Origin of the sequence: Thermococcus eurythermalis, from assembly GCF_000769655.1 — an archaeon.
Taxonomy (GTDB): domain Archaea; phylum Methanobacteriota_B; class Thermococci; order Thermococcales; family Thermococcaceae; genus Thermococcus; species Thermococcus eurythermalis.
Genome location: NZ_CP008887.1, coordinates 1194376 through 1213514 on the forward strand (window position 1 = coordinate 1194376; position 19139 = coordinate 1213514).

Here is a 19139-nt window from a genome sequence, read left to right on the forward strand (position 1 = left end):
GGTGTAGTTAATGGTTGACTTCGCCTTTGAGCTTAGGAAGGCCCAAGACACTGGTAAGATAGTTATGGGAGCCAAGAAGAGCATCCAGTACGCCAAGGTCGGCGGTGCCAAGATGATTATCGTGGCAAGGAACGCCAGGCCCGACATCAAGGAGGACATCTACTACTACGCTAAGCTTAGCGGGATACCGGTTTATGAGTTCGAGGGGACGAGCGTTGAGCTCGGAACCCTCCTCGGAAGGCCCCACACCGTCTCAGCCCTCGCGATAATCGATCCGGGCGAGAGCAAGATACTCGCCCTTGCCGGGGGTAAGGAGTAATGCCGCTCAAGCTCAACACTGACCAGATCAAGTTCATAGCGCTCTTCGAGAGCATGACCGGAGCGACAGTGATGGATTGCCTCATAGACACCAACAGGAACAGGCTCATCTATGTCATCAAGAAGGGTGAAATGGGACTCGCCCTTGGAAAGAAGGGCGCGAACGTCAAGCGCGTCCAGAACATGGTCGGAAAAGACATTGAGCTCATCGAGCACTCAGAGAACCCAGAGGAGTTCCTGAGGAATATTTATAAGAGCCTTGGAGTTAAGGTTAAAAAGGTTCACATCACGGAGAAAAAGGACGGTAAGAAGGTCGCCCTCCTCGATATTGGCCCGCGCGATAAGCCTCGCGCCATCGGAAGGGGCGGCCAGAACATAAACCTCGTGAAAGAGTTGATGGAGAGACACCACGGCATCCATGATGTGATTATAATTTGAGGTGATGTTCATGGCTGGAAAGAAGGCCCCGTATGGAGAGTTTGCCGGAAGGAAGCTCAAGCTCAAGAGAAAGAAGTTCCGCTGGAGTGACATCAGGTACAAGAGGAGAGTCCTCCGCCTCAAGGAGAAGAGCGACCCGCTTGAGGGCGCTCCGCAGGCAAGGGGAATCGTCCTTGAGAAGATTGCTGTCGAGGCTAAGCAGCCGAACTCGGCTATGCGTAAGGCAGTTAGAGTTCAGCTCATCAAGAACGGTAAGGTCGTTACCGCCTTCACCCCTGGTGACGGTGCTATCAACCACATCGACGAGCACGACGAGGTCATCATCGAGGGAATCGGTGGTCCAAAGGGCGGTTCGATGGGTGATATCCCAGGAATCAGGTACAAGGTCGTCAAGGTGAACCGCGTTAGCCTCAAGGAGCTCGTCAAGGGAAGGAAGGAGAAGCCGAGGAGGTGAAGTGAATGGCCAAGCCGCTTACAGAGCGCTTTTTCATCCCGAAGGAGCTTAAGGTCATGGGCAGGTGGAGCGTTGAGGACGTTACCATCAACGACCCGTCCCTCAGACCCTACATAAACCTCGACGCGAGAATCCTCCCGCACAGCCACGGAAGGCACGCCAAGAAGCCCTTCGGCAAGGCCCAGGTTCATATCGTTGAGAGGCTCATCAACAAGGTCATGAGGAGCGGTGCCAGTCACTACAAGGCCGGCGGCCACTTCATGAGGAGGGAGCACCGCTCGATAATGAGCAAGAAGATGAAGGCCTACGAGGTCGTCAAGGAGGCCTTCATGATAATCGAGAAGAGGACGAAGGAGAACCCGATCCAGGTTCTCGTCAGGGCCATCGAGAACTCCGCCCCGAGGGAGGACACCACCACCATTGCCTTCGGTGGAATCCGCTACCACATGGCCGTTGACGTCTCCCCGCTCAGGAGGCTCGACATAGCCCTCAAGAACATCGCCCTCGGTGCTAGCATAAAGTGCTACCGCAACAAGACCACCTTTGCCCAGGCCCTCGCCGAGGAAATCATCGCTGCCGCCAACAGGGACCCGAAGAGCTTCGCCTACAGCAAGAAGGAAGAGATTGAGAGGATTGCCCAGTCCTCCCGCTGAGGGCTGGTTTCTTCTACCCTCTTCTCAATTTCCTCTCTGCATCTGCGTTCTGGAGAATAAAAAGAAGTGTCCGGCAGTATTGTGTTCTCTTACAGAACAGAGGCCGATTCAAGTTTTCAACTTATCAGGCTTTTCCCCACCATGTTGGCCGGCTTCTCCACGCCAAAGAACATCAGCACTGTCGGGGCTATGTCCATCAGGCTCGGTTCTTCGAGTTCCACGTTCTCAAAGCCCCAGAGGATTAGCGGAACCTTCACTACGGGCTCGTTCATCGAGCCGTGCATCCCCTTGACCCAGTGGCTCACGCCCTTTACACCCCTGCACATCCTGTGGGAGCAGAACCAGTAGCCCGGCCTGGCAGAGACTATCAGCTCGCCGCTGTTCGGGCTGTTTAGGTGCTCTAAATCCTCGCGGAAGAAGACCGCCCCAACGCCTGGTGCCTTTCTGAGGACTTCAAAGGCTTCCTCTGCCTCGTTCGGGTTTCTCAGATAGACGTGAACCCCACCCCCCAAGGAAACGCGGAGCGTCTCTATGCCGTGTTTTCTTAGGTAGGCCTTCAGGTTCACCCACGTGTGGACTTCTTCCTGCCCATGGTCGGCGAAGATAATGAAGGCGTACTCGTCTTTAAGGCGCTCCCAGAGGGTTCTAACAGCGGTATCAACTGTCTCAACGGCCTTGAGCGCGCCCTCGCTCAGGGGCCCGTGGTCATGGCTCATTCCGTCAATCGAGGCGAAGTGGACGAGTAGCAAGTCGGGTCTGCACTCCTCGTAGAGGTAGATTGCCGAGTTGAGAACCCACAGGTCTTTTCTCCAGTCACGGCCGTGCTGTCGGTACATCTCGTCGCTCGCGAAGAAGGGCGGGAATATCCTGACGTCCGTCCCGCTGAAGGGGGGCATGGTGTAACCTGAAACACTCGCCGTCCTGACGCCTCGCCCCCGGAGTATGTCAACTATGGTAGGGGCCTTAATGACCCTGTGGGGGTTGAAGGCGACCTCATAGTCGTAGAAGTTCACCTTCCTGTCGGTTAGCCTGTCGTAGTAGCCGTTCTCGACGACGCCGTGGTCTTTTGGCCAGACCCCCGTCATAACGCTCGTGTGGACTAAGTCAGTCAGCGTCGGGAAGATTGAATCCACTACCGCGAAGCTTCCAGTCTCAGCTAACTCGCTGAGAAACGGCATATGCTCCAGGTTGTAAACACCGTTGCCGTCGAGGCTTATGAGGGCGAGCTTTTTTCTCATGGTTCAAACCCCAAAAGTGAACATATCTTTTGATTTATCTCCCTTTTGAGAAGCGGCCCAATTTCTCCAAGCTCACCGATAAGGATATCCTTCTGAACTGTCGCTATCTTTGTGAGCCGAACAAAAGATGAAACTTTAAGGCCAGTTAAGTGAAACTCGGGATGGGACTGCTCAATTAGAACGTCCGTTTTGGGATTATAATGCTCAACTCTTGAGGAGATAAAGGCTAATGTAACGTCGTTTCTGTCCTCAAACAGCACAAGGGCGGGACGAAGTTTAGTGCCCTTTAGGCTTGTAAACGGAAACGGCACGAGGACTACCTTTCCCTTCATCTGTATCTCACCTTAAGGTCTTCCTCAGAATAAATGTCCGGTTCGTCTTCAAGGAAGTCCCTTAGGGATTCTTCAGAGAGCTTCATTATGGCATAGCCCTCCTCCACCTCAAGCAACTCGTTCAGGAGCCGCTCTATATGCTCAAGCTTCTTCTCAATCCGCATGAGTTCCCTAACAACGTCAACCCCTTCCACACAATCACCCCCAGGTGGTGTCAGCCTGACGTGCACTCATCATCTTCAGTGGGATGGAGTGGTCATCATCCACCTGCTTTCTCTCTGTTGAGGCGGTATAAATTCTTTCCGAGCCACTCGTCTAAGGTTTTCTGCCTCGCGAGACTTCCTAAGATGTAGCTCCTCTTGAGGTACTCCTCGAACGGGTGCTCAAGGCGTCTTTTTATGGCATCGAGGGCCTCGTTGAGCGTCTCAAAACGACCGATTGGATTGTTCAACGCTTTCTTTATGCCTAGGCGAATCTGCCAGACGCCGACGGGGGCGTAGTACTCGGGCGTGACTTCCCTAAAGACGACAGCCCGTGCCTGCCTCCTTCTCGCTCTGAGAGCTTCGAGGACGCTTAAGCGGGCGGCGTGGTATGCGCCGGCCGTTTCCTTGACGTACTCTTTTCTCCCCCTGAAGTCCTCGTAGTCGTGTATGACGCTCGGCCTCTCACTGCCGAAGAGAGAGCCCTTGAGCCAGACCTCAAGGAGCTCAAAGGAGTAGCTCTCAGGCATCAGCAGGACGGCGTAGCGGTTTCCAAGGAAGCGGTAGAAGTAGACCTCGTAGTCATTTATCCCCGGATAGTGCAGAATCTCGCGCCGCAGGTTCTTCCCAATCGTGTCCTGGACGGCCGTTATACTCCACCTCGTCGGGACGAGCTTTCTCTCAATTCCAAGGAGACCTGCCGAGAGGAGCCTTATGATGTAGTACTCGTCAAAGCCCCAGTTATAGAGGCGCATTATGGCCTGCTCCGCCTTCAGTTCATCGCTCACAACGTAGTCGGTTCTCTTCGGTATCCTTGGGTTCTCTGTCAGCTCGAAGTCGAGGAGCTCCGCTTTAGGCCCGATGGGCGGGGCGAACTCGCTCGGCAGAACCTTGAGGACGGGTTTTCTCTTTAGTATTATCTCGCTGTCCACGGGTTTTATTGACATCGCCAGCTCCTGAACCTCGCCCAGAATCCTACCGCTTTTCCTCACGCTGACGTCTGCCTTTGTCTCGCCCATAACGAGAAGGGAGCGGTAGTAGAGGATGTCCTTTATCGTCTTGTTCTCCCACTTAAGAGGATTGTCGAGGTGGCTGGTGTTACCTTCAATCGGAGGCACAAGGGGGCCTACCCTGACCTTTGGGTAGCCGTACTCGCCGACGAAGATGCTCGGTGGGGAGGAGCCGAAGAGGTGGCGCTTGTTGAGCTTCTGCTCCACACTTCTGACTACCCTAAACCGCTCAAGAATCGGGCAGGTCGGCCTTCCGCAGAGGAGCTTCCTGCCCTTGCAGACCGCACAGAGTTTTGAGTTGAAGAGTTCGACCATCGCTGGTAGCTCAGCTTGCTCTGTTTTATTCTTTTCTGTCCCATTTTCTTCCGGAGCAGTCCTTGAGAGGCCCCAATTGGTTGTTGTTTTAGTTAAGTTATTCTGTTTAACTTCTACTCCGGTGAACATAATGGTGTTTTCCCCAACTCTTATATACGACAATGTACTTATTTGTCGTGAGGTGGTTTTATGTACGGAAACTGGGGCAGGTTTCTGCGAGTGAACCTCTCCACGGGAGAGGTCAAGGTTGAGGAGTACAACGAAGAGCTCGCCAAGAAGTGGCTCGGGAGCAGGGGTCTGGCGATATACTTCCTTCTGCGTGACATGGACCCGAAAGTTGACCCGCTCAGCCCTGACAACAAGCTCATAATAACCCCCGGCCCGCTCAGCGGAACCAGCGCGCCCACCGGTGGCAGGTACAACGTCGTCACCAAGAGCCCCCAGACCGGCTTCATAACCATGGCCAACTCCGGCGGTTACTTTGGAGCGGAGCTCAAGTTCGCCGGATGGGACGGCATAATAGTCGAAGGAAAGGCCGACAACCCGGTTTACATCTACATCAAGGACGACAACGTTGAGATTAGGGACGCCTCCCACCTATGGGGCAAAGTAGTGAGCGAGACCGAGAAGACCCTCAGAGAGGAGGTAGGCAGTAAGAAGGTCAGAATTCTGAGCATAGGCCCGGCCGGTGAGAACCTCGTCAAGTTCGCGGCTATAATGAACGACGGCCACAGGGCGGCCGGTAGAGGTGGCGTCGGTGCAGTCATGGGAAGCAAGAACCTCAAGGCTATAGTCGTCGAGGGAAGCAAGAGCGTCCCGATAGCCGACAGGCAGAAGTTCATGCTCACCATCAGGGAGAAGATAAACAAGCTCAAGAACGACCCCACCGCCGGAGGAGGCCTTCCGAAGTACGGAACAGCTGTCCTCGTCAATATCATCAATGAAAACGGCCTCTACCCGACCAGGAACTTCCAGACCGGCGTCTTTGAGCACGCCTACGAGCAGAGCGGTGAGGCGATGGCCAAGAAGTACCTCATAAGGAACCAGCCGTGCTACGCCTGTCCGATAGGCTGTGGGAGGGTCAACAGGCTCCCGACCGTTGGCGTCACTGAGGGGCCTGAGTACGAGAGCATCTGGGCGCTTGGTGCCAACCTCGGCATAAACGACCTCGCGAGCATTATCGAGGCCAACCACCAGTGTGATGAGTTCGGTCTCGACACAATCTCGACCGGCGGAACCCTGGCCGCTGCGATGGAGCTCTACGAGAAGGGCTACCTCACCGACGACGAGCTCGGCGACGCTCCGCCCTTCAGGTGGGGCAACACAGAGGTTCTCCACTACTACATCGAGAAGATAGCCAAGAGGGAAGGCCTTGGAGACAAGCTCGCTGAAGGAAGCTACCGCTTCGCCGAGATGTACGGCCACCCCGAATTCTCAATGAGCGTCAAGAAGCTTGAACTTCCGGCCTACGACCCGAGGGGTGCCGAGGGGCACGGCCTCGGTTACGCCACCAACAACCGCGGTGGATGCCACATTAAGAACTACATGATAAGCCCCGAAATCCTCGGCTACCCATACAAGATGGACCCGCACGACATCGGCGACGACAAGATCAAGATGCTCATAGTCTTCCAGGACCTCACTGCCATCATTGACGCCGCGGGACTCTGTGTCTTCACGACCTTCGGCCTCGGTGCGGACGACTACCGCGACCTCCTCAACGCGGCCCTTGGCTGGGACTTCACCACCGAGGACTACCTGAAGATAGGCGAGCGCATCTGGAACGCCGAGAGGATATTCAACCTCAAGGCCGGCCTCGACCCGGCGAGGGACGACAGCCTGCCCAAGCGCTTCCTCGAAGAGCCGATGCCAGAGGGCCCGAACAAGGGCCACGTCGTCAGGCTCAAGGAGATGCTCCCGCGCTACTACAAGCTCCGCGGCTGGACCGAGGACGGGAGGGTTCCAAAGGAGAAGGCGGAAGAGCTCGGAATTGCCGAGTTCCTTTGACACTTTTCTACCCATTTTTGCCCAGCAACTTTTTAATAGCCTCTCGCCCATGAGCCTGTTTAAGGTGATCATATGGTAAAGGTCAAGGTGTTTGCGACGCTCATCGACATCGTTGGAAAACGCATGCTTGAAGTCACCGGTGTTAGAACCGTGCGAGAACTTCTGGACGAGCTCGATAAGCGCTTCCCCGGCTTCAAGAAGGAGCTTGAGCGAGGCTTCATTATCCTCGTGAACGGGAAAAATATAGAGCACCTCCAGGGTCTTGAGACCCCAATAAGCGATGACGACACGGTCAGCATTTTCCCGCCGGCAGGTGGTGGTTAAAGTGGCCAAGGAAGTCGGCAAGGAGTACACATTTAGCCTCTGGGACGGAAAAGTCATAGTCAGGCCGAAGCTTGATATGAAGTACCTCTACATCGAAATAACCAGCAGGTGCAACCTCAAGTGCGAGATGTGCTTCAAGCAGTACTGGGAGGACGAAGAGGGTGACATGGACTGGGAGCTCTTTCTCAAGATACTCGACGATGCAGAGGAGTTCCCCAACCTGAAGATGATTTACTTCGGTGGAATAGGAGAGCCCTCCGTCCACCCGCGCTTCATGGACATGGTCAGAGAAGTCAAGAGGCGCGGCTTTGCGCTGGGAATGAGCACCAACGGGACGCTCCTCACGGACGATATGCTGGGGGAGTTTGCGAAGCTTGGGGTTGACCTCGTATATTTTTCCATGGACACTGTTCCGACGGCACAGAACGCCATAACCCTCGGCCACATCGCCGCGGCGGTCACAGCGGATAAAATCAGGAAGCTTGTAAAGTACAGGGAAGAATACGGGACGCACAGGCCGAGCATTGGAGTCGAAGTCGTTGTCACGAAAGAGAACTACAGGGAGCTTCCTGAGCTCGCCCGTTATCTCCTCGACCTCGGCGTTGATTCCATGCTTGTATCAAACCTTCTGCCACTAACAGAGGAACAGACAAAGGACATAGTCTACGACGGGAGCGTTGACATGAAGCCCATACTTGAGGAGCTTTATAAGGTAGCCCACAACGGGCTTTACATAAAGCTCCCCTACTTTGAACTGAAGACGGAGAGGCAGTGCGAGTTCGATGAAAACAACGTTGCAGTGGTCAGATGGGACGGTGAGGTTGCCCCCTGCTACCGCTTCCTTCACAGCTACTACGAGTACATCTTTGGAAGAAAGAAGAAGGTGAACGCCTACTCCTTCGGAAACGTCAGGGAAAAGAGCCTTGCGGAAATCTGGACGAGTGAAAAGTACACCTGGTTCCGCTTTACGATGAAGAACTACATGTACCCGTCCTGTACAGACTGCCCTCTTGTTGATGCCTGCGACTTCGTTAAAACGAGCGACGTAGACTGCTGGGGCAACGAGCCGAGCTGTGCCGACTGCCTCTGGGCCAGGAGAATCGTCCAGTGTCCCATCCCACAGCACAACTTTGGGAAGTTCTATTAGCAAAAAGCTTAAAAACCCTCCCAGGCTCATATAAGTCGGGCGTTGGAGTGCCGCGGTAGCCTAGCCTGGTAGGGCGCCGGCCTGCTAAGCCGGTGGGCGGTGCCCACCGGGGTTCAAATCCCCGCCGCGGCGCCATTAACTTCTCTTGGGTCAATGCCGGGATAGCCTAGAGGCGAGGCGAGGGACTGCAGATCCCTTTCACCCGGGTTCAAATCCCGGTCCCGGCTCCAAACCTTTTTGGCATTCTGTTCCTTCTGGGTGGTTCACTGTGTTCTGCTTGGGTTCTCGAAATCTTTATAAGGTTCTACTGTGCACATTCTCATGATTTCAATCCTCCGTTGTAGCAGGGGTGATACTTTGAGATTTTCAATACGACTAACATCCCAAAGTGAGCCGTTTAAAGTCCCGTTCAATCATCTCCACTACCTCCAGGGGTTGGTTTACAGGAGAATACAGCGTATCAACCCGGAGCTCAGCCTCAAGCTCCACAATCCTAAGATTCCAAAGTTTTTCACGTTCTCCCTGTTCATGGCCGAAAAGAGAGAATTTCTCGACGGCAGGCCGTATTTTCATGGCTACAATGGGGCATACTTCTACTTCTCCACGGCCGTCCCTGAAATCGCGGAGGCGTTCATTGGAGGGCTTCTCCAGGAACCTCTGGTCGAGCTGTGGGGCGAGAGGTTCTTCGTCAAGGAAGTGAAAGCGGTTCCAGAGCCAAAGACCTTGAGCGGCAGAAAGCTGGTGACCCTCTCCCCCGTTGCGGTTACGACTCTAAAAATGCAGTTTGGAAAGCTAAAACGCTACGACCTTGGCCCAACTGAGCCCGAGTTCTATGACAACCTCCGCGAAAACCTGCTTGAGAAGTATGTGGCCCTTTACGGGAAAGAGCCTGAGGAGAAAGATATCGAGCTGGACGTTATCCTCGCCAAGCCCAAGAGGCTTGAGGTGAAGCCGGGTATTTACCAGAGGGCGTGGCACTTGGTCTTCAGAGCGAGGGGAAGTGAAGAGCTCCTCCGCGTCGGCTATCAGGTCGGCTTCGGCGAGAAGAACTCGATAGGGTTCGGGATGGTGAAGGTTGATGGGAGGAGAAGAACTTAGGTTCACTGGAAACTGGTTTATAGATGCCGGCATTTTAGGCTTTGTTAATTTAATGGAGGAAGTTTACGGCTGGGATTTGGAATGGCTCCAGAGACGCATTAAGGAGGAGCCAGAGAAGATTTATTATGGATATTTTCCGCTGGCTTATCTGTTCCATCATTCCGTATATCATCAATATATCAAGAATGTTCAAGATTTGAACTCCAAGATATTTGAGGTTAGAAAGAAGCTCAGTGAACTCGAGAACTCCCTCAATACATTAAACAAGGAACTTTCAAAAAGTTCTGGAAGAGAAGGGAAAAAGTTGAGAAAGAGAATTGAAAAAAGCGAGAGAAAGATTGAATCCTTGAGAGCTGAAATGGAGGAGCTCTTCAAAAAAATTGATTGGGAAAAGCAAGCCCTGGCTACAGAACGGAAAAAGCTCCAAGAGGCATCGGACGGTCTTGTTGATGAAATACTCACGGATTCAAAAAACAACTTTGAAAACGTTAAAACACTTCTCGTACAAGTAATTGGAAACTATAAGCTCCAGATACCCAAGGACCACAGGAACTTCTTTCTCTACAATCCCAAGAAAGAACCAGTTCTCGCTTTTCAGTATCTGTTTTGGCTTCTTAAGATGGATTACGGAAAGCTGAAGGAAATCAAGGGTGGAAAATCCCCAACTTACGAGAGAATTCCCGATTCCACAATAAATCCTTTCCTTTACTCCCCTGTGGAATTCCCCAACGTGAGCTACACGAGACCCTTGACTACAGAGCAGATAACAAAAATGCTCCCTGCAGGGATACCCGCGTATATTATTTTCTTGTCCTTCTTCAACGCCTTCCAAAGAATTCCGGGGAGTTACATAATGGTTTATGTCCCTGAACTCCAGAGCTGTTATGCAATAAACAAGAGGTTAAAGGTTCGTATTCAAAGTTCTAATGGCAATGCTGGACTCTTCAAACTAACCTGGTCTGCGATAATAGATGAGATTGTGGAGACAAAGGCGAGGTTTTCCCTTGAGAACCTGTACATTATTGAGTTTGAAAACATCGAGAACCAGAAGCTCAAGGGCGTTGAATACATTGGCATCCCAAAGCTTCATGCCTCGATAATCCTCGACGACAAGATACGAGACGCTCTAAACACTTCATTACCGACAGGTGACTCAAACATCTGGCTTCTCGGTGAGTTCATAAAGCAGAAGCCCCTCTACCCGCTGATTTCGAAACACATCTGGAATGTCGTGAGGAAAAACAGTTCTCCTAAATGGAGAACCAGCCTCTATGCTCTCGCCGTTGATGCGAAGTTGAGGAGCGAAGGGAACTCAGGTCTGTTTGGCCGGGCTTTCCTTGACCGTCCAAAGAGAGCGGCTGTCGAGGTTAAGGACTTCCACAGGGATATGAACGGCGTTGCCATGACAATCAAAGAGCTTTCGCCTGAAATCGGCGGGAAGAACCTGATTCACCCTCTATTCTCAGCACTGAGAAGGCACAACAGAGACGCCTTTGTCAATACACTCCTCAAGGCACTTCTCCAGGCTAAAAGCAGAGACAAAGTAGCCATAATTAACTCCTACCTCTTTAGGCGTGTTTTGAACAACGATTCCTCCTGGGAGGATTTTGCCCTTGCCCTCGTTATAGGTCTTGTTGGAGGCGGTGGAGATGCAAGTTCAGGACAGGACATTGTGGAAGATTAAAAGCCTTAGTAGAGAAGTTCTCGGCGGGGCCGGTTCCGAAAACTACCGGCAGAAGCTCGTTTTCGATCTACTCAACGCCGTCAAGGCAAACGACCAGAACAGGTTTCTATGGGTCCTCTTAAGAGCAATCAACGCCCACTCCAAGGACAATCCAAAGGCCAGAGAGCTTTCTTCCGTGCTCATGGAGGTCTTTCCTTCTTCGGAGTCTGACTTTGAAAAGGTTGCCTACTCCGTAATACTTGGGATAATGGCCGGGGGTGAAAGCTGATGGGCAGGTTTTTGGTTATGGACGTGGTCTTTTATGGAAGTTCCCTCAACTACGACCAGGGGAGCGGCAACTATCAGGAGCTGAAGAAGATAACCCGCTGGGACGGGAGGCAGTACACACTGGTTAGTCGCTATGCGCTCAGGTACAGTCTCCTCGAAACCGGAAGGAAACTCGGTCTGTGGGAAGTTGCCGAAGGCGAGAAGCTCCACCGTGCCGGAAGTGGTGACAACACAGTGATACAGCCCGCGACGGACCTTCTCCTCACGGGAGAGATACTCCTCTACCCCGAGTTTGACCTATTTGGGTACCTCATAACCTCCACGACACCGCAGAACTTCAGGAGCGCTCCGGCGAAGTTAAGCCACGCGGTTTCGATGACGCCCTTCAACTACGACGCCCTCTTCAACGCCAATCTCGGCATGGCCAACAGAATGAGAAAGGTTCACGGTGAGATGAAGCCAAACCCTTTCACCGCGGAAGAGCACGAGACGTTCTACCTGTACTCACTCGTCGTTGATGTCGATGAGGTCGGCACCATTGACGTTTTTGTAACCCTTGGTAGTGAGGTTACCCTTGGGAGAGACGAGAAGAACAAGGAGATAAAGATGAAAATCGAGGACGTTATCAATGAGAACGGCAGGACCAAGTTTATTCTCAAAAACAAAAAGGAGACACGGGAACTGCTTCAGAGCGAAAAGGTTGAGCTTGAGTCCTTTGAGAGAATCAACAACAAACTCGTTCACATCAGATACTCTCTATCCCCAGAGGAAAAGAAAAAGCGCGTGGAGAGACTCGTTAGGGGGCTATTAAGCTTAAAGCGCTCAATCAAGGGCAGGGAGGAAGACCTTAGGCCGAGACTCCTCGTTCTCGGAATTTACAATGACGCATCTTACCAGACGTTCAAGGACAGGATTCAGCTTATCGACGAGTACAGCGAGGAGGAATACGATGAAATCGAGGAACGAGAGGAGGACGGGAAGAAGGTCGTCAGGATAAAGCACGTTGTCTCAAAGAGCAGGAAGCCAATATTCCAGATGACGGGCCTTTCAGGGGACATCGACGTGGCCGAGCTCAACGAGTCTGCCGTTCTATCTGCCGTTGAAAAGCTCTTCCAAGGGAAGAGGCTCTCAGAGGTGAAGATCTTCAAAGACCCGAGCGTAGAAGTGAGGCTCAAGTGATGGCTATGGCCAAGAGAACTCTCCTTATTGAGCTGTTTCAGCCCTTCGCCCAGTACCGCAATCCTTTCACCTTTTACTACGCTCAGACCTATCCATTACCACCAAAGTCCACCATAATCGGCATGCTCCAGAACGCGCTCAACGACTGGTACGGCAACGACAGGGGAGTGGAAGAATGGTGGAACCTCAGAGTCAGCGTCCACGGGGGCTTTGAAAGCGTTTTCTGGAACTACCAGCAACTGATAAAGGCCACCAAGACTGGAATATCCCTCGTTCGCTTCAGGGGCAAGCCTGCCCTCTGGAACCAAAACTTACCTCTTTACGGTTTCCCCATGACCTCTCAAAGAAGTCCGGTTCTCCAACAGGAGCTCTTCAACGGCTGGCTCTACATCCTGCTTAGAGGGGACGGGGACTTTCTCCATGAAATTAAAGCGTCGCTTGAGAAGCCTGAAAAAGTTCTGTCACTCGGAAGGAGTGAGGATGTTATCTTCCTGAGAAGAGTTGAGTTCGTTAATGGAAAGGAAAAGATGGCGCGGGAGATAGCGATTAAATACCCGACCTACGTTGACGTGCCAGTTGAAATGCTGAGGAAAAAAGAGTACCCCACATACTCAATCCCTATCAGGGTGGTCTTCAAAAACAAAGGAAAGCCCGTGAAGCACAAGGCAGAGATAGGCACTGAAACTTTTAGGGATGTTGAGTTCAAGTCAGTGGTCTATGTTGGTGCCTGGACGTTCTTGAAATTCGAGGATAAAGTAAAGTTCGAAGAGTATTCCTTTGATGGGGTCCTCCTTAAAGTGGTTGCAGATAAAAAGGCGAGCGGGTGGTTGTGATGCCTCAGACGAGTATTGATGAATTTCTCAAAGAAGGTAACGACACCAAGAAGGTTCCGCTGTTGTCCCTTCTCAGGGCGAAGAGTGGTGAAGGCGACGTTCTGCTCATCGATCACGTAAAATCTGCTCTGAAGAGATGCGTTGAACTTTATGAGTTCATTGAGAACCTGAACGGAACGGTGACCTATCCGGCCCTCAGGAACCCGGAGGAGCGTTTTAAACTCTTCAAGAGCCTTGCGAAGGCAATAATCATTCACGATCTTGGCAAAATAAGCCTCGACTTCCAGAGGAAGCTTTATGGAAAGGGGGAATTTCCCGCGGAACTAACCCAACTCCTAAAAGGGAGTGGAGGAATAAATGCTCGCCATGAAATTCTGTCGGTTCTCTGGAGCGCTGGGTTAATTGGAGATTCCATTTGGGACAAGAAAATCAGAACGGCGGTTCTGCTTCACCACTACAACGAGTTCTTCTCTGATGATAAGGACTTCTCCCACATAGTGGAGCTTTATCCCGATGACGTCGAGAAGTACTTGGGTTTTTTGGTCTCGAAGAGAAGGGAGCTCGAAAGATTTCTCAAGGACTATCTCATGACCATAAAGAGTGAGTTTAGAGAGCGCTTCATACAGGAAGCCGTGGCCGAGATTAACGTGAATTTCTCAAGGGTAAGGATGCTAAAAGAAAAGGTTGAAACCTGGGACGACGATTTGTCAGAGGACGTTCCTCTTTACACTCCTACGGGGCTTGATGTTGATTTTCTTGTATTCCTTGGCATGCTTAGGAGATGTGACTATTCCTCAAGTGGAGACTTCAAAATCGAGGGCTCGCTCAATCTCTCGGAAGTTTTTGACGATGTTGATGAAAGGATAAGGAGAAGAATTGCTGAAAAGCTGAGGAACCAGAAAGCCAACTTTGGAAGGCTCTGGCAGGAGGAGCTGTTGTCAGAACGGGATTCTGACTACCTCGTCGTCGTTGCCCCCACAGGTTCAGGAAAGACCGAACTGGCCATCTTCTGGTCGCGGAGGAGGGGTAAGCTAATATACACGCTTCCGCTCAGAGTGGCCTTAAACGACCTCTACAGGCGACTGTCAGAGGAGTACTTTGATGGGGAGCACGTTGGTTTATTGCATTCAACCGCTTTCATGGAGTACGTGGAAGGCTCTGGAAGCGACATCGAGGTCGAGAAAAAGGTGAACTCGGCAGGACTTTTGGCGATGCCAGTAATGTTATCAACACCTGACCAAGTTTTCCTCACCGGTCTCAACTACTACGGCTCGGACAAGGTTATTTCGGTTTACCCAGAATCGGCGATAGTCGTTGATGAGGTTCAGGCCTACACTCCAGAGATGGCCGCTGTCTTCCTGAAAACTCTCCGACTTATAAAAGAGGCCGGCGGAAAGGTGCTCGTGATTACCGCAACACTGCCACCCCATATCGAGGATTTCCTCAGAAAGGATGGGTTTGAAATTGTTGATGTTCTTGAGGAGTCAAGGAAGCACGGACTTGACGTCAAGAACCTTCACCTGAAACGGCATCACGTAAAGCTCGTAGAAGGAAATCTTTTCAGGTACACCGATGAAGGGCCTGAATTCGAAGGCCTTGAAAAAGTCCTTTCAGCGATTGAGGAGTTCGAAGGACGTGGCTTTAGGAGCGTCATGGTGGTTCTCAACAACGTAAAGAAGGCAATTGAGGCTTACAAACGCATTTCGGAGCTGGTTGGTAGCTGGGATGTTTACCTCCTCCACTCACGCCTGCCCGAGAAAAAGAAGGCAGAGGTTGTCCTCGAAGTTAAGTCCAGTCTTGAAAAAGGCAGGAATGTTGTTCTCATAGCAACTCAGGTCGTTGAGGCCTCGGTGGACCTTGACTTTGACGCCATGATAACCGAGATCTCTCCAATCGACAGCCAAGTTCAGAGGTGGGGCAGGGTTTACAGGAACAGGGAAACGGATTACGAAGGTGTCCCCAACATCATCGTGTTCTCTGGCATTGATAGGGGAACAAGGGCAGTGTACGGAGGGGGAATTAGTGATGAGGTGCTTCAGAAGACTGCAGAAGTCATCGACTCACTTGAAGGAAGACCCCTCAACTATGAAGACGAAAGGAACGCCATAAAGGACGTCTATCGGGGCAAAATCCTTGAAGCGTACATGGGGCGGATTGAAGAACTCTTGGCAAAGCTCGACTACTTCACCCTCGAAAAGAAGAGCGAAGCCCAGCGCGTTTTCCGCCAGATGGGTGGAATGTATTTCGTTGTGCCCGCGCTGATGGTGGAATACGGTTACACCGAAACCGTGAGGGAGTTCGGGGAGTTGCTGAGCGACCCTAAGAATTTCAAACTGGGCTGGAGTGATATTACGCAGAAGCTCTCTCAGGAACTCGGGCGCGAGGTTGGCAAATGGGAACTCAGGAAGATACTCCAGGAGTTTTCAGTTAACGTGCCTATCTGGTTTGTTCTCAAGGATGGGAATCTTCAGCATGCTCTACACAACACGTTCAAGGGCTACCCAGTGATTGTAACGTGGGGCAAAGACAAGGCGGAGAAGCTCTGGAAGTTTGGAGTTGATGAGGTTGTTAATAGGGACCTCGATGAGTCGGGGGACATTCTATGAGTTATGACCCAAACTGCAATAATGAAAACTGTAACGCCAATAGAGCAGAATACCCCCTAACCGACCTCCTCATCACCGGCACCGAAATCAACTACCTCTTCATCTGCCCGACTAAGCTCTGGTACTTCGCCAAGGGCATCACGATGGAGCAGGAAAACGAGTGGGTTGACCTCGGCAGGTTTCTCCACGAGCAGCGCTACGCCAACGAGGAGAAGGAAGTCCTCGTCGGAAGCATAAAGATTGACTTCATTCGGCGGGGCGACGTCATAGAAGTCCACGAGGTCAAGCTGAGCAAAAGCATGGAGAAGGCCCACGAAATGCAGGCGCTCTACTACCTTTACTACCTCAAAAAGCTCGGCATCAAGGCGAGGGCCGTTCTCCACTACCCGAAGCTCAACGAAACAAAGGAGGTAACTCTCGACGGAAGGGAGGGTGAAATCGAGAAGGCGATAAAAGAGGTTGAGCGAATTAAATCTCTCCCGGCTCCACCGAAGCCCGTTAAATTAAAGAAGTGCCTCAAATGCGCCTACTACGAACTCTGCTGGGTTTGAGGTGGTCACATGAGGAAGCGCTCCCTGACCCTGCTCTCTGACGGAACGCTTTTCAGGAGGGAGAACACGCTCTACTTCGAGAACGAACTTGGGAGGAGGCCACTGGCTGTTGAGGGAATTTACGACATCTACGTCTATGGTCACGTGACGATAACCTCCCAGGCGCTCCACTTTTTGGCTCAGAAGGGGATAGCGGTTCACTTCTTCAACCACTACGGCCACTACGACGGCAGTTTTTACCCGAGGGAGAGCCTTAACTCGGGAGATTTGGTCATCAGGCAGGCGGAGCACTACCTTGACGGGGAAAAGCGCCTTAGGCTAGCGAGGCTCTTCGTCAGGGGGAGCGCGCTCAACATGGAGCGTAACTTAAAGCGCTGGAAAGTTAATGATGGCTTCTCTGAGGAGCTGAGGGAACTCCTGGAGAAACTTGAGGGGGCGCGGAAGATAACCGAGGTCATGAACGTCGAGGCAAGGATTAGAGAGGCCTATTACTCGAGGTGGGACGGCCACCTTCCCGAGGGCTTCAAGATAGTTAAGCGCACTCGCAGGCCGCCGGAGAACGAGATGAACGCGCTGATAAGCTTTCTGAATTCGAGGCTTTACGCGACCATTGTGAGCGAGCTCTACAACACCCAGCTTGTCCCTACCGTCAGCTACCTTCACGAGCCCGGGGAAAGGAGATTCTCCCTTGCCCTCGACCTGAGCGAGATTTTCAAGCCGATTGTAGCGGACAGGCTCGCGACGAGGCTCGTAACCAAGAGAATGCTCTCAAAGGGGCACTTCAGAGAGGAGCTCAAAGGTGTCCTCCTGACGAAGGAGGGAATGAAGAAGGTCCTTTCCGAGTACGAGAAGGAGCTGTCCAAAAGCGTAAGGCATCCGGAATTAAAGAAGAACGTGACAAAAAAGAGGCTCATTCGCCTTGAGGCCTACAAGCTCATCAAGCACCTCATTGGGGTGAAGGAGTACGAACCGCTGGTGGCTTGGTTCTGAGGTGTTCAGCTATGGCTAAACACGCTCGGGACCTGTTTGGAGACTATACAAAAACACCCCCAAGCGGAAACGTCCACGTATTCTACCCACTGGTTCCATTTTATGTTTAGCTTTTTCTAAACAATCTGTTGTTCCTACTAAACGATTCTAATCGTAAAACTTATATGTAGATGTGTGCTACTATTATCGAGGTGATCCAATGTCCGAATACGAAGGAATAGTAAAAATGCTGAGGTTCTTCGTACAAATGAAGAACTTCGGCTATGTGGACAGGATTGGAAACGCCCTAAATCCTGAACCTGTGGAAGTAACGCTCCACGAGGCCCTGAGGGCCTTCAGGTCAGTACGCGAAAGCGCCCCCGTTGACGAAAGTGGAAGAAGGTACGTGGAGAAGGACGGGAAGAAGATTCCGGTTCCAGGCATACCCACTGAGGAAGAGATTAAGGCTTTTCTCGACGATGTACGCTCCGATATTGGCGTTGCAAAGCGTGTTGCAACCCTTGCCCTTGCGTATCCCTCAAAAAATGAGTCTGGAGGGGATGAGTGATGTTTTTGAGCGTTGGTGTTAGGTTTGAGGCGAACGTCGAGGCTTTGAACATGGTTGAAACGGCCGGAAACTACAGCAAGCACAGGCGCGTTCCCTACCTCGTTGAGGAGGACGGCAGGCTCAAGACAGTCTACGTTCCGGCGCTGAGCGGTGAGAGCCTCGCCCATGCCTACCAGGAGCACCTCGTTAGGGAAGCTCTCGGCCTGGGCCTGCCAGTCTGCGACGACTGCAGGAGGGACGAGTTCTACAAGTCCATGAACAAGGTTCACCTCAAGAAGAAGGTCAACCCGATTCCCGACGACCCGAGGGATATTGAAATTGCCATAGTAAGGTCCTGTGTTGTTGAAGACGTTGGCGGTTTCCTCTACGCGGAGAAGCCACCGGTCAGAAGGAGCTCAGCCTTTCAGGTCAGCTACGCCCTGCCCGTCAAGTCTGTTGCCCTCTTCGCGACTTCAGAACCCCAGCTCCACGCGAGGCACGCCCAGATGGACTCCTCAAGCAAGAAGGGCAACGCCTCTGAGCAGATGATATACTACGTGGAGACCGGCACTGCTCTCTACGGCTTCACGTTTAACCTCGACCTCGATGCCATAGGTGTGAGCGCCATAACCTCGGAGCCGATTCTCGACGAGGACGAGATAAAGACCAGGCGTGAGGCCGCCTTGAGGGCTCTCTTCAGGATGCTCTCCTCCGCGCAGTTCGGAGCAAAGCTCTCCCGCTTTTTCCCGGTGGGAGGCATAACCGAGGTGGCAGTAGCCGTCACAGAACACCCGTTTGTCGTCACATCCCCGATTTACGACGATTACATTGCCAGAACGGAGAGAAGGCTAAAAGTTCTTGAGGGCCTTGGAGAGAATTACCTCTTCGCCGTCGCGACTGGAGAGAAGGTTCCGGAGGAAGCCCTGAAGGAGGCGATGGACTACCTCAGGGAGCAGGGAGCGTTCTGAG

Annotated in this window: 21 protein-coding genes and 2 tRNA genes; 19 read left to right on the plus strand and 4 right to left on the minus strand. The window is 52.2% G+C overall.

Annotated elements, in window-relative coordinates; translation table 11 throughout:
- Nucleotides 1–10: 10 nt before the first annotated feature.
- Genes TEU_RS06450 through rpsG form a run of 4 tightly spaced genes read left to right on the plus strand, consistent with a single transcriptional unit; the run spans nucleotide 11 to nucleotide 1863 of the window.
- The gene (locus TEU_RS06450) at nucleotides 11–319 is read left to right on the plus strand and encodes a 50S ribosomal protein L30e (protein ID WP_050002992.1); all 309 of its coding nucleotides are present in this window, start codon (nucleotides 11–13) and stop codon (nucleotides 317–319) included.
- The gene (locus TEU_RS06455) at nucleotides 319–756 is read left to right on the plus strand and encodes a NusA-like transcription termination signal-binding factor (RefSeq protein WP_050002993.1); all 438 of its coding nucleotides are present in this window, start codon (nucleotides 319–321) and stop codon (nucleotides 754–756) included. Before TEU_RS06450 ends, TEU_RS06455 begins: the two co-directional genes overlap by 1 nt.
- Nucleotides 757–766: 10 nt before the next feature.
- Nucleotides 767–1210: a 30S ribosomal protein S12 gene (locus TEU_RS06460; RefSeq protein ID WP_011250029.1), complete on the plus strand. Its 444-nt coding sequence runs from the start codon at nucleotides 767–769 to the stop codon at nucleotides 1208–1210.
- 5 nt (nucleotides 1211–1215) lie between these two features.
- Nucleotides 1216–1863, plus strand: a complete 648-nt coding sequence (rpsG, locus tag TEU_RS06465; protein ID WP_050002994.1) for a 30S ribosomal protein S7 — start codon at nucleotides 1216–1218, stop codon at nucleotides 1861–1863.
- A gap of 116 nt (nucleotides 1864–1979) precedes the next feature.
- Here the strand turns inward: rpsG and TEU_RS06470 are convergent, their stop codons facing one another.
- The 4 genes from TEU_RS06470 to TEU_RS06485 all read right to left on the minus strand — a co-directional run bounded on the left by TEU_RS06470 (nucleotide 1980) and on the right by TEU_RS06485 (nucleotide 4958).
- A complete protein-coding gene (locus TEU_RS06470) occupies nucleotides 1980–3101 on the minus strand; it encodes an alkaline phosphatase family protein (protein ID WP_050002995.1) in 1122 nt (373 codons plus the stop codon).
- The gene (locus TEU_RS06475; RefSeq protein WP_050002996.1) at nucleotides 3098–3433 is read right to left on the minus strand and encodes a type II toxin-antitoxin system PemK/MazF family toxin; all 336 of its coding nucleotides are present in this window, start codon (nucleotides 3431–3433) and stop codon (nucleotides 3098–3100) included. Before TEU_RS06475 ends, TEU_RS06470 begins: the two co-directional genes overlap by 4 nt.
- The gene (locus TEU_RS06480) at nucleotides 3430–3627 is read right to left on the minus strand and encodes a hypothetical protein (protein ID WP_050002997.1); all 198 of its coding nucleotides are present in this window, start codon (nucleotides 3625–3627) and stop codon (nucleotides 3430–3432) included. The genes TEU_RS06475 and TEU_RS06480 overlap by 4 nt, the downstream gene beginning before the upstream one ends.
- A 65-nt stretch (nucleotides 3628–3692) precedes the next feature.
- Nucleotides 3693–4958, minus strand: coding sequence for an Nre family DNA repair protein (locus TEU_RS06485; protein WP_050002998.1), 1266 nt, complete (start codon nucleotides 4956–4958; stop codon nucleotides 3693–3695).
- 189 nt (nucleotides 4959–5147) lie between these two features.
- Between TEU_RS06485 and aor the strand changes: the two genes are divergently transcribed.
- The 15 genes from aor to cas7a all read left to right on the plus strand — a co-directional run bounded on the left by aor (nucleotide 5148) and on the right by cas7a (nucleotide 19138).
- Nucleotides 5148–6965: an aldehyde ferredoxin oxidoreductase gene (aor, locus tag TEU_RS06490; RefSeq protein ID WP_050002999.1), complete on the plus strand. Its 1818-nt coding sequence runs from the start codon at nucleotides 5148–5150 to the stop codon at nucleotides 6963–6965.
- 72 nt (nucleotides 6966–7037) lie between these two features.
- Nucleotides 7038–7289, plus strand: a complete 252-nt coding sequence (locus TEU_RS06495) for a MoaD/ThiS family protein (RefSeq protein WP_050003000.1) — start codon at nucleotides 7038–7040, stop codon at nucleotides 7287–7289.
- A 1-nt stretch (nucleotide 7290) separates the two neighbouring features.
- Nucleotides 7291–8436 (plus strand): tungsten cofactor oxidoreductase radical SAM maturase, encoded by a 1146-nt coding sequence (locus tag TEU_RS06500; RefSeq protein ID WP_174412697.1) that lies wholly within the window; start codon nucleotides 7291–7293, stop codon nucleotides 8434–8436.
- 49 nt (nucleotides 8437–8485) lie between these two features.
- Nucleotides 8486–8571: transfer RNA gene (locus tag TEU_RS06505), tRNA-Ser, on the plus strand.
- A 20-nt stretch (nucleotides 8572–8591) separates the two neighbouring features.
- Nucleotides 8592–8666 (plus strand) — tRNA-Cys (locus TEU_RS06510).
- A gap of 127 nt (nucleotides 8667–8793) precedes the next feature.
- Nucleotides 8794–9534, plus strand: coding sequence for a CRISPR-associated endoribonuclease Cas6 (cas6, locus tag TEU_RS06515; RefSeq protein ID WP_050003002.1), 741 nt, complete (start codon nucleotides 8794–8796; stop codon nucleotides 9532–9534).
- Nucleotides 9515–11218, plus strand: coding sequence for a hypothetical protein (locus TEU_RS06520; protein WP_050003003.1), 1704 nt, complete (start codon nucleotides 9515–9517; stop codon nucleotides 11216–11218). Before cas6 ends, TEU_RS06520 begins: the two co-directional genes overlap by 20 nt.
- Entirely contained in the window at nucleotides 11178–11486 is a 309-nt protein-coding gene (locus TEU_RS06525) for a hypothetical protein (RefSeq protein WP_144244827.1), read from the plus strand. Before TEU_RS06520 ends, TEU_RS06525 begins: the two co-directional genes overlap by 41 nt.
- Nucleotides 11486–12664, plus strand: a complete 1179-nt coding sequence (cas7i, locus tag TEU_RS06530) for a type I-B CRISPR-associated protein Cas7/Cst2/DevR (RefSeq protein ID WP_050003005.1) — start codon at nucleotides 11486–11488, stop codon at nucleotides 12662–12664. Before TEU_RS06525 ends, cas7i begins: the two co-directional genes overlap by 1 nt.
- Nucleotides 12664–13497, plus strand: coding sequence for a type I-B CRISPR-associated protein Cas5b (cas5b, locus tag TEU_RS06535; protein ID WP_081947217.1), 834 nt, complete (start codon nucleotides 12664–12666; stop codon nucleotides 13495–13497). The genes cas7i and cas5b overlap by 1 nt, the downstream gene beginning before the upstream one ends.
- Nucleotides 13497–16103 (plus strand): CRISPR-associated helicase/endonuclease Cas3, encoded by a 2607-nt coding sequence (locus TEU_RS06540; RefSeq protein WP_050003007.1) that lies wholly within the window; start codon nucleotides 13497–13499, stop codon nucleotides 16101–16103. The genes cas5b and TEU_RS06540 overlap by 1 nt, the downstream gene beginning before the upstream one ends.
- Entirely contained in the window at nucleotides 16100–16654 is a 555-nt protein-coding gene (gene cas4 / locus TEU_RS06545) for a CRISPR-associated protein Cas4 (protein ID WP_050003008.1), read from the plus strand. The genes TEU_RS06540 and cas4 overlap by 4 nt, the downstream gene beginning before the upstream one ends.
- Nucleotides 16655–16663: 9 nt before the next feature.
- Nucleotides 16664–17644 (plus strand): type I-B CRISPR-associated endonuclease Cas1b, encoded by a 981-nt coding sequence (gene cas1b / locus TEU_RS06550; protein WP_050003009.1) that lies wholly within the window; start codon nucleotides 16664–16666, stop codon nucleotides 17642–17644.
- A 199-nt stretch (nucleotides 17645–17843) separates the two neighbouring features.
- The gene (csa5, locus tag TEU_RS06555) at nucleotides 17844–18191 is read left to right on the plus strand and encodes a type I-A CRISPR-associated protein Csa5 (RefSeq protein ID WP_050003010.1); all 348 of its coding nucleotides are present in this window, start codon (nucleotides 17844–17846) and stop codon (nucleotides 18189–18191) included.
- On the plus strand, nucleotides 18191–19138 hold the full coding sequence (gene cas7a / locus TEU_RS06560) for a type I-A CRISPR-associated protein Cas7/Csa2 (RefSeq protein WP_050003011.1): 948 nt from the start codon (nucleotides 18191–18193) through the stop codon (nucleotides 19136–19138). Before csa5 ends, cas7a begins: the two co-directional genes overlap by 1 nt.
- Nucleotide 19139: the final 1 nt, after the last annotated feature.

Excerpts from the sequence above, each read along its gene's own strand:
- TEU_RS06540 (WP_050003007.1), top strand. The coding sequence starts at position 13,497 with ATGCCTCAGACGAGTATTGATGAATTTCTCAAAGAAGGTAACGACACC.
- TEU_RS06495 (WP_050003000.1), top strand. The coding sequence starts at position 7,038 with ATGGTAAAGGTCAAGGTGTTTGCGACGCTCATCGACATCGTTGGAAAA.
- rpsG (WP_050002994.1), top strand. The coding sequence starts at position 1,216 with ATGGCCAAGCCGCTTACAGAGCGCTTTTTCATCCCGAAGGAGCTTAAG.
- TEU_RS06475 (WP_050002996.1), bottom strand. The coding sequence starts at position 3,433 with ATGAAGGGAAAGGTAGTCCTCGTGCCGTTTCCGTTTACAAGCCTAAAG.
- cas7a (WP_050003011.1), top strand. The coding sequence starts at position 18,191 with ATGTTTTTGAGCGTTGGTGTTAGGTTTGAGGCGAACGTCGAGGCTTTG.
- csa5 (WP_050003010.1), top strand. The coding sequence starts at position 17,844 with ATGTCCGAATACGAAGGAATAGTAAAAATGCTGAGGTTCTTCGTACAA.
- cas4 (WP_050003008.1), top strand. The coding sequence starts at position 16,100 with ATGAGTTATGACCCAAACTGCAATAATGAAAACTGTAACGCCAATAGA.
- TEU_RS06455 (WP_050002993.1), top strand. The coding sequence starts at position 319 with ATGCCGCTCAAGCTCAACACTGACCAGATCAAGTTCATAGCGCTCTTC.
- TEU_RS06460 (WP_011250029.1), top strand. The coding sequence starts at position 767 with ATGGCTGGAAAGAAGGCCCCGTATGGAGAGTTTGCCGGAAGGAAGCTC.
- TEU_RS06485 (WP_050002998.1), bottom strand. The coding sequence starts at position 4,958 with ATGGTCGAACTCTTCAACTCAAAACTCTGTGCGGTCTGCAAGGGCAGG.
- aor (WP_050002999.1), top strand. The coding sequence starts at position 5,148 with ATGTACGGAAACTGGGGCAGGTTTCTGCGAGTGAACCTCTCCACGGGA.
- cas1b (WP_050003009.1), top strand. The coding sequence starts at position 16,664 with ATGAGGAAGCGCTCCCTGACCCTGCTCTCTGACGGAACGCTTTTCAGG.
- cas7i (WP_050003005.1), top strand. The coding sequence starts at position 11,486 with ATGGGCAGGTTTTTGGTTATGGACGTGGTCTTTTATGGAAGTTCCCTC.
- TEU_RS06450 (WP_050002992.1), top strand. The coding sequence starts at position 11 with ATGGTTGACTTCGCCTTTGAGCTTAGGAAGGCCCAAGACACTGGTAAG.
- TEU_RS06470 (WP_050002995.1), bottom strand. The coding sequence starts at position 3,101 with ATGAGAAAAAAGCTCGCCCTCATAAGCCTCGACGGCAACGGTGTTTAC.
- TEU_RS06520 (WP_050003003.1), top strand. The coding sequence starts at position 9,515 with ATGGGAGGAGAAGAACTTAGGTTCACTGGAAACTGGTTTATAGATGCC.
- cas5b (WP_081947217.1), top strand. The coding sequence starts at position 12,664 with ATGGCTATGGCCAAGAGAACTCTCCTTATTGAGCTGTTTCAGCCCTTC.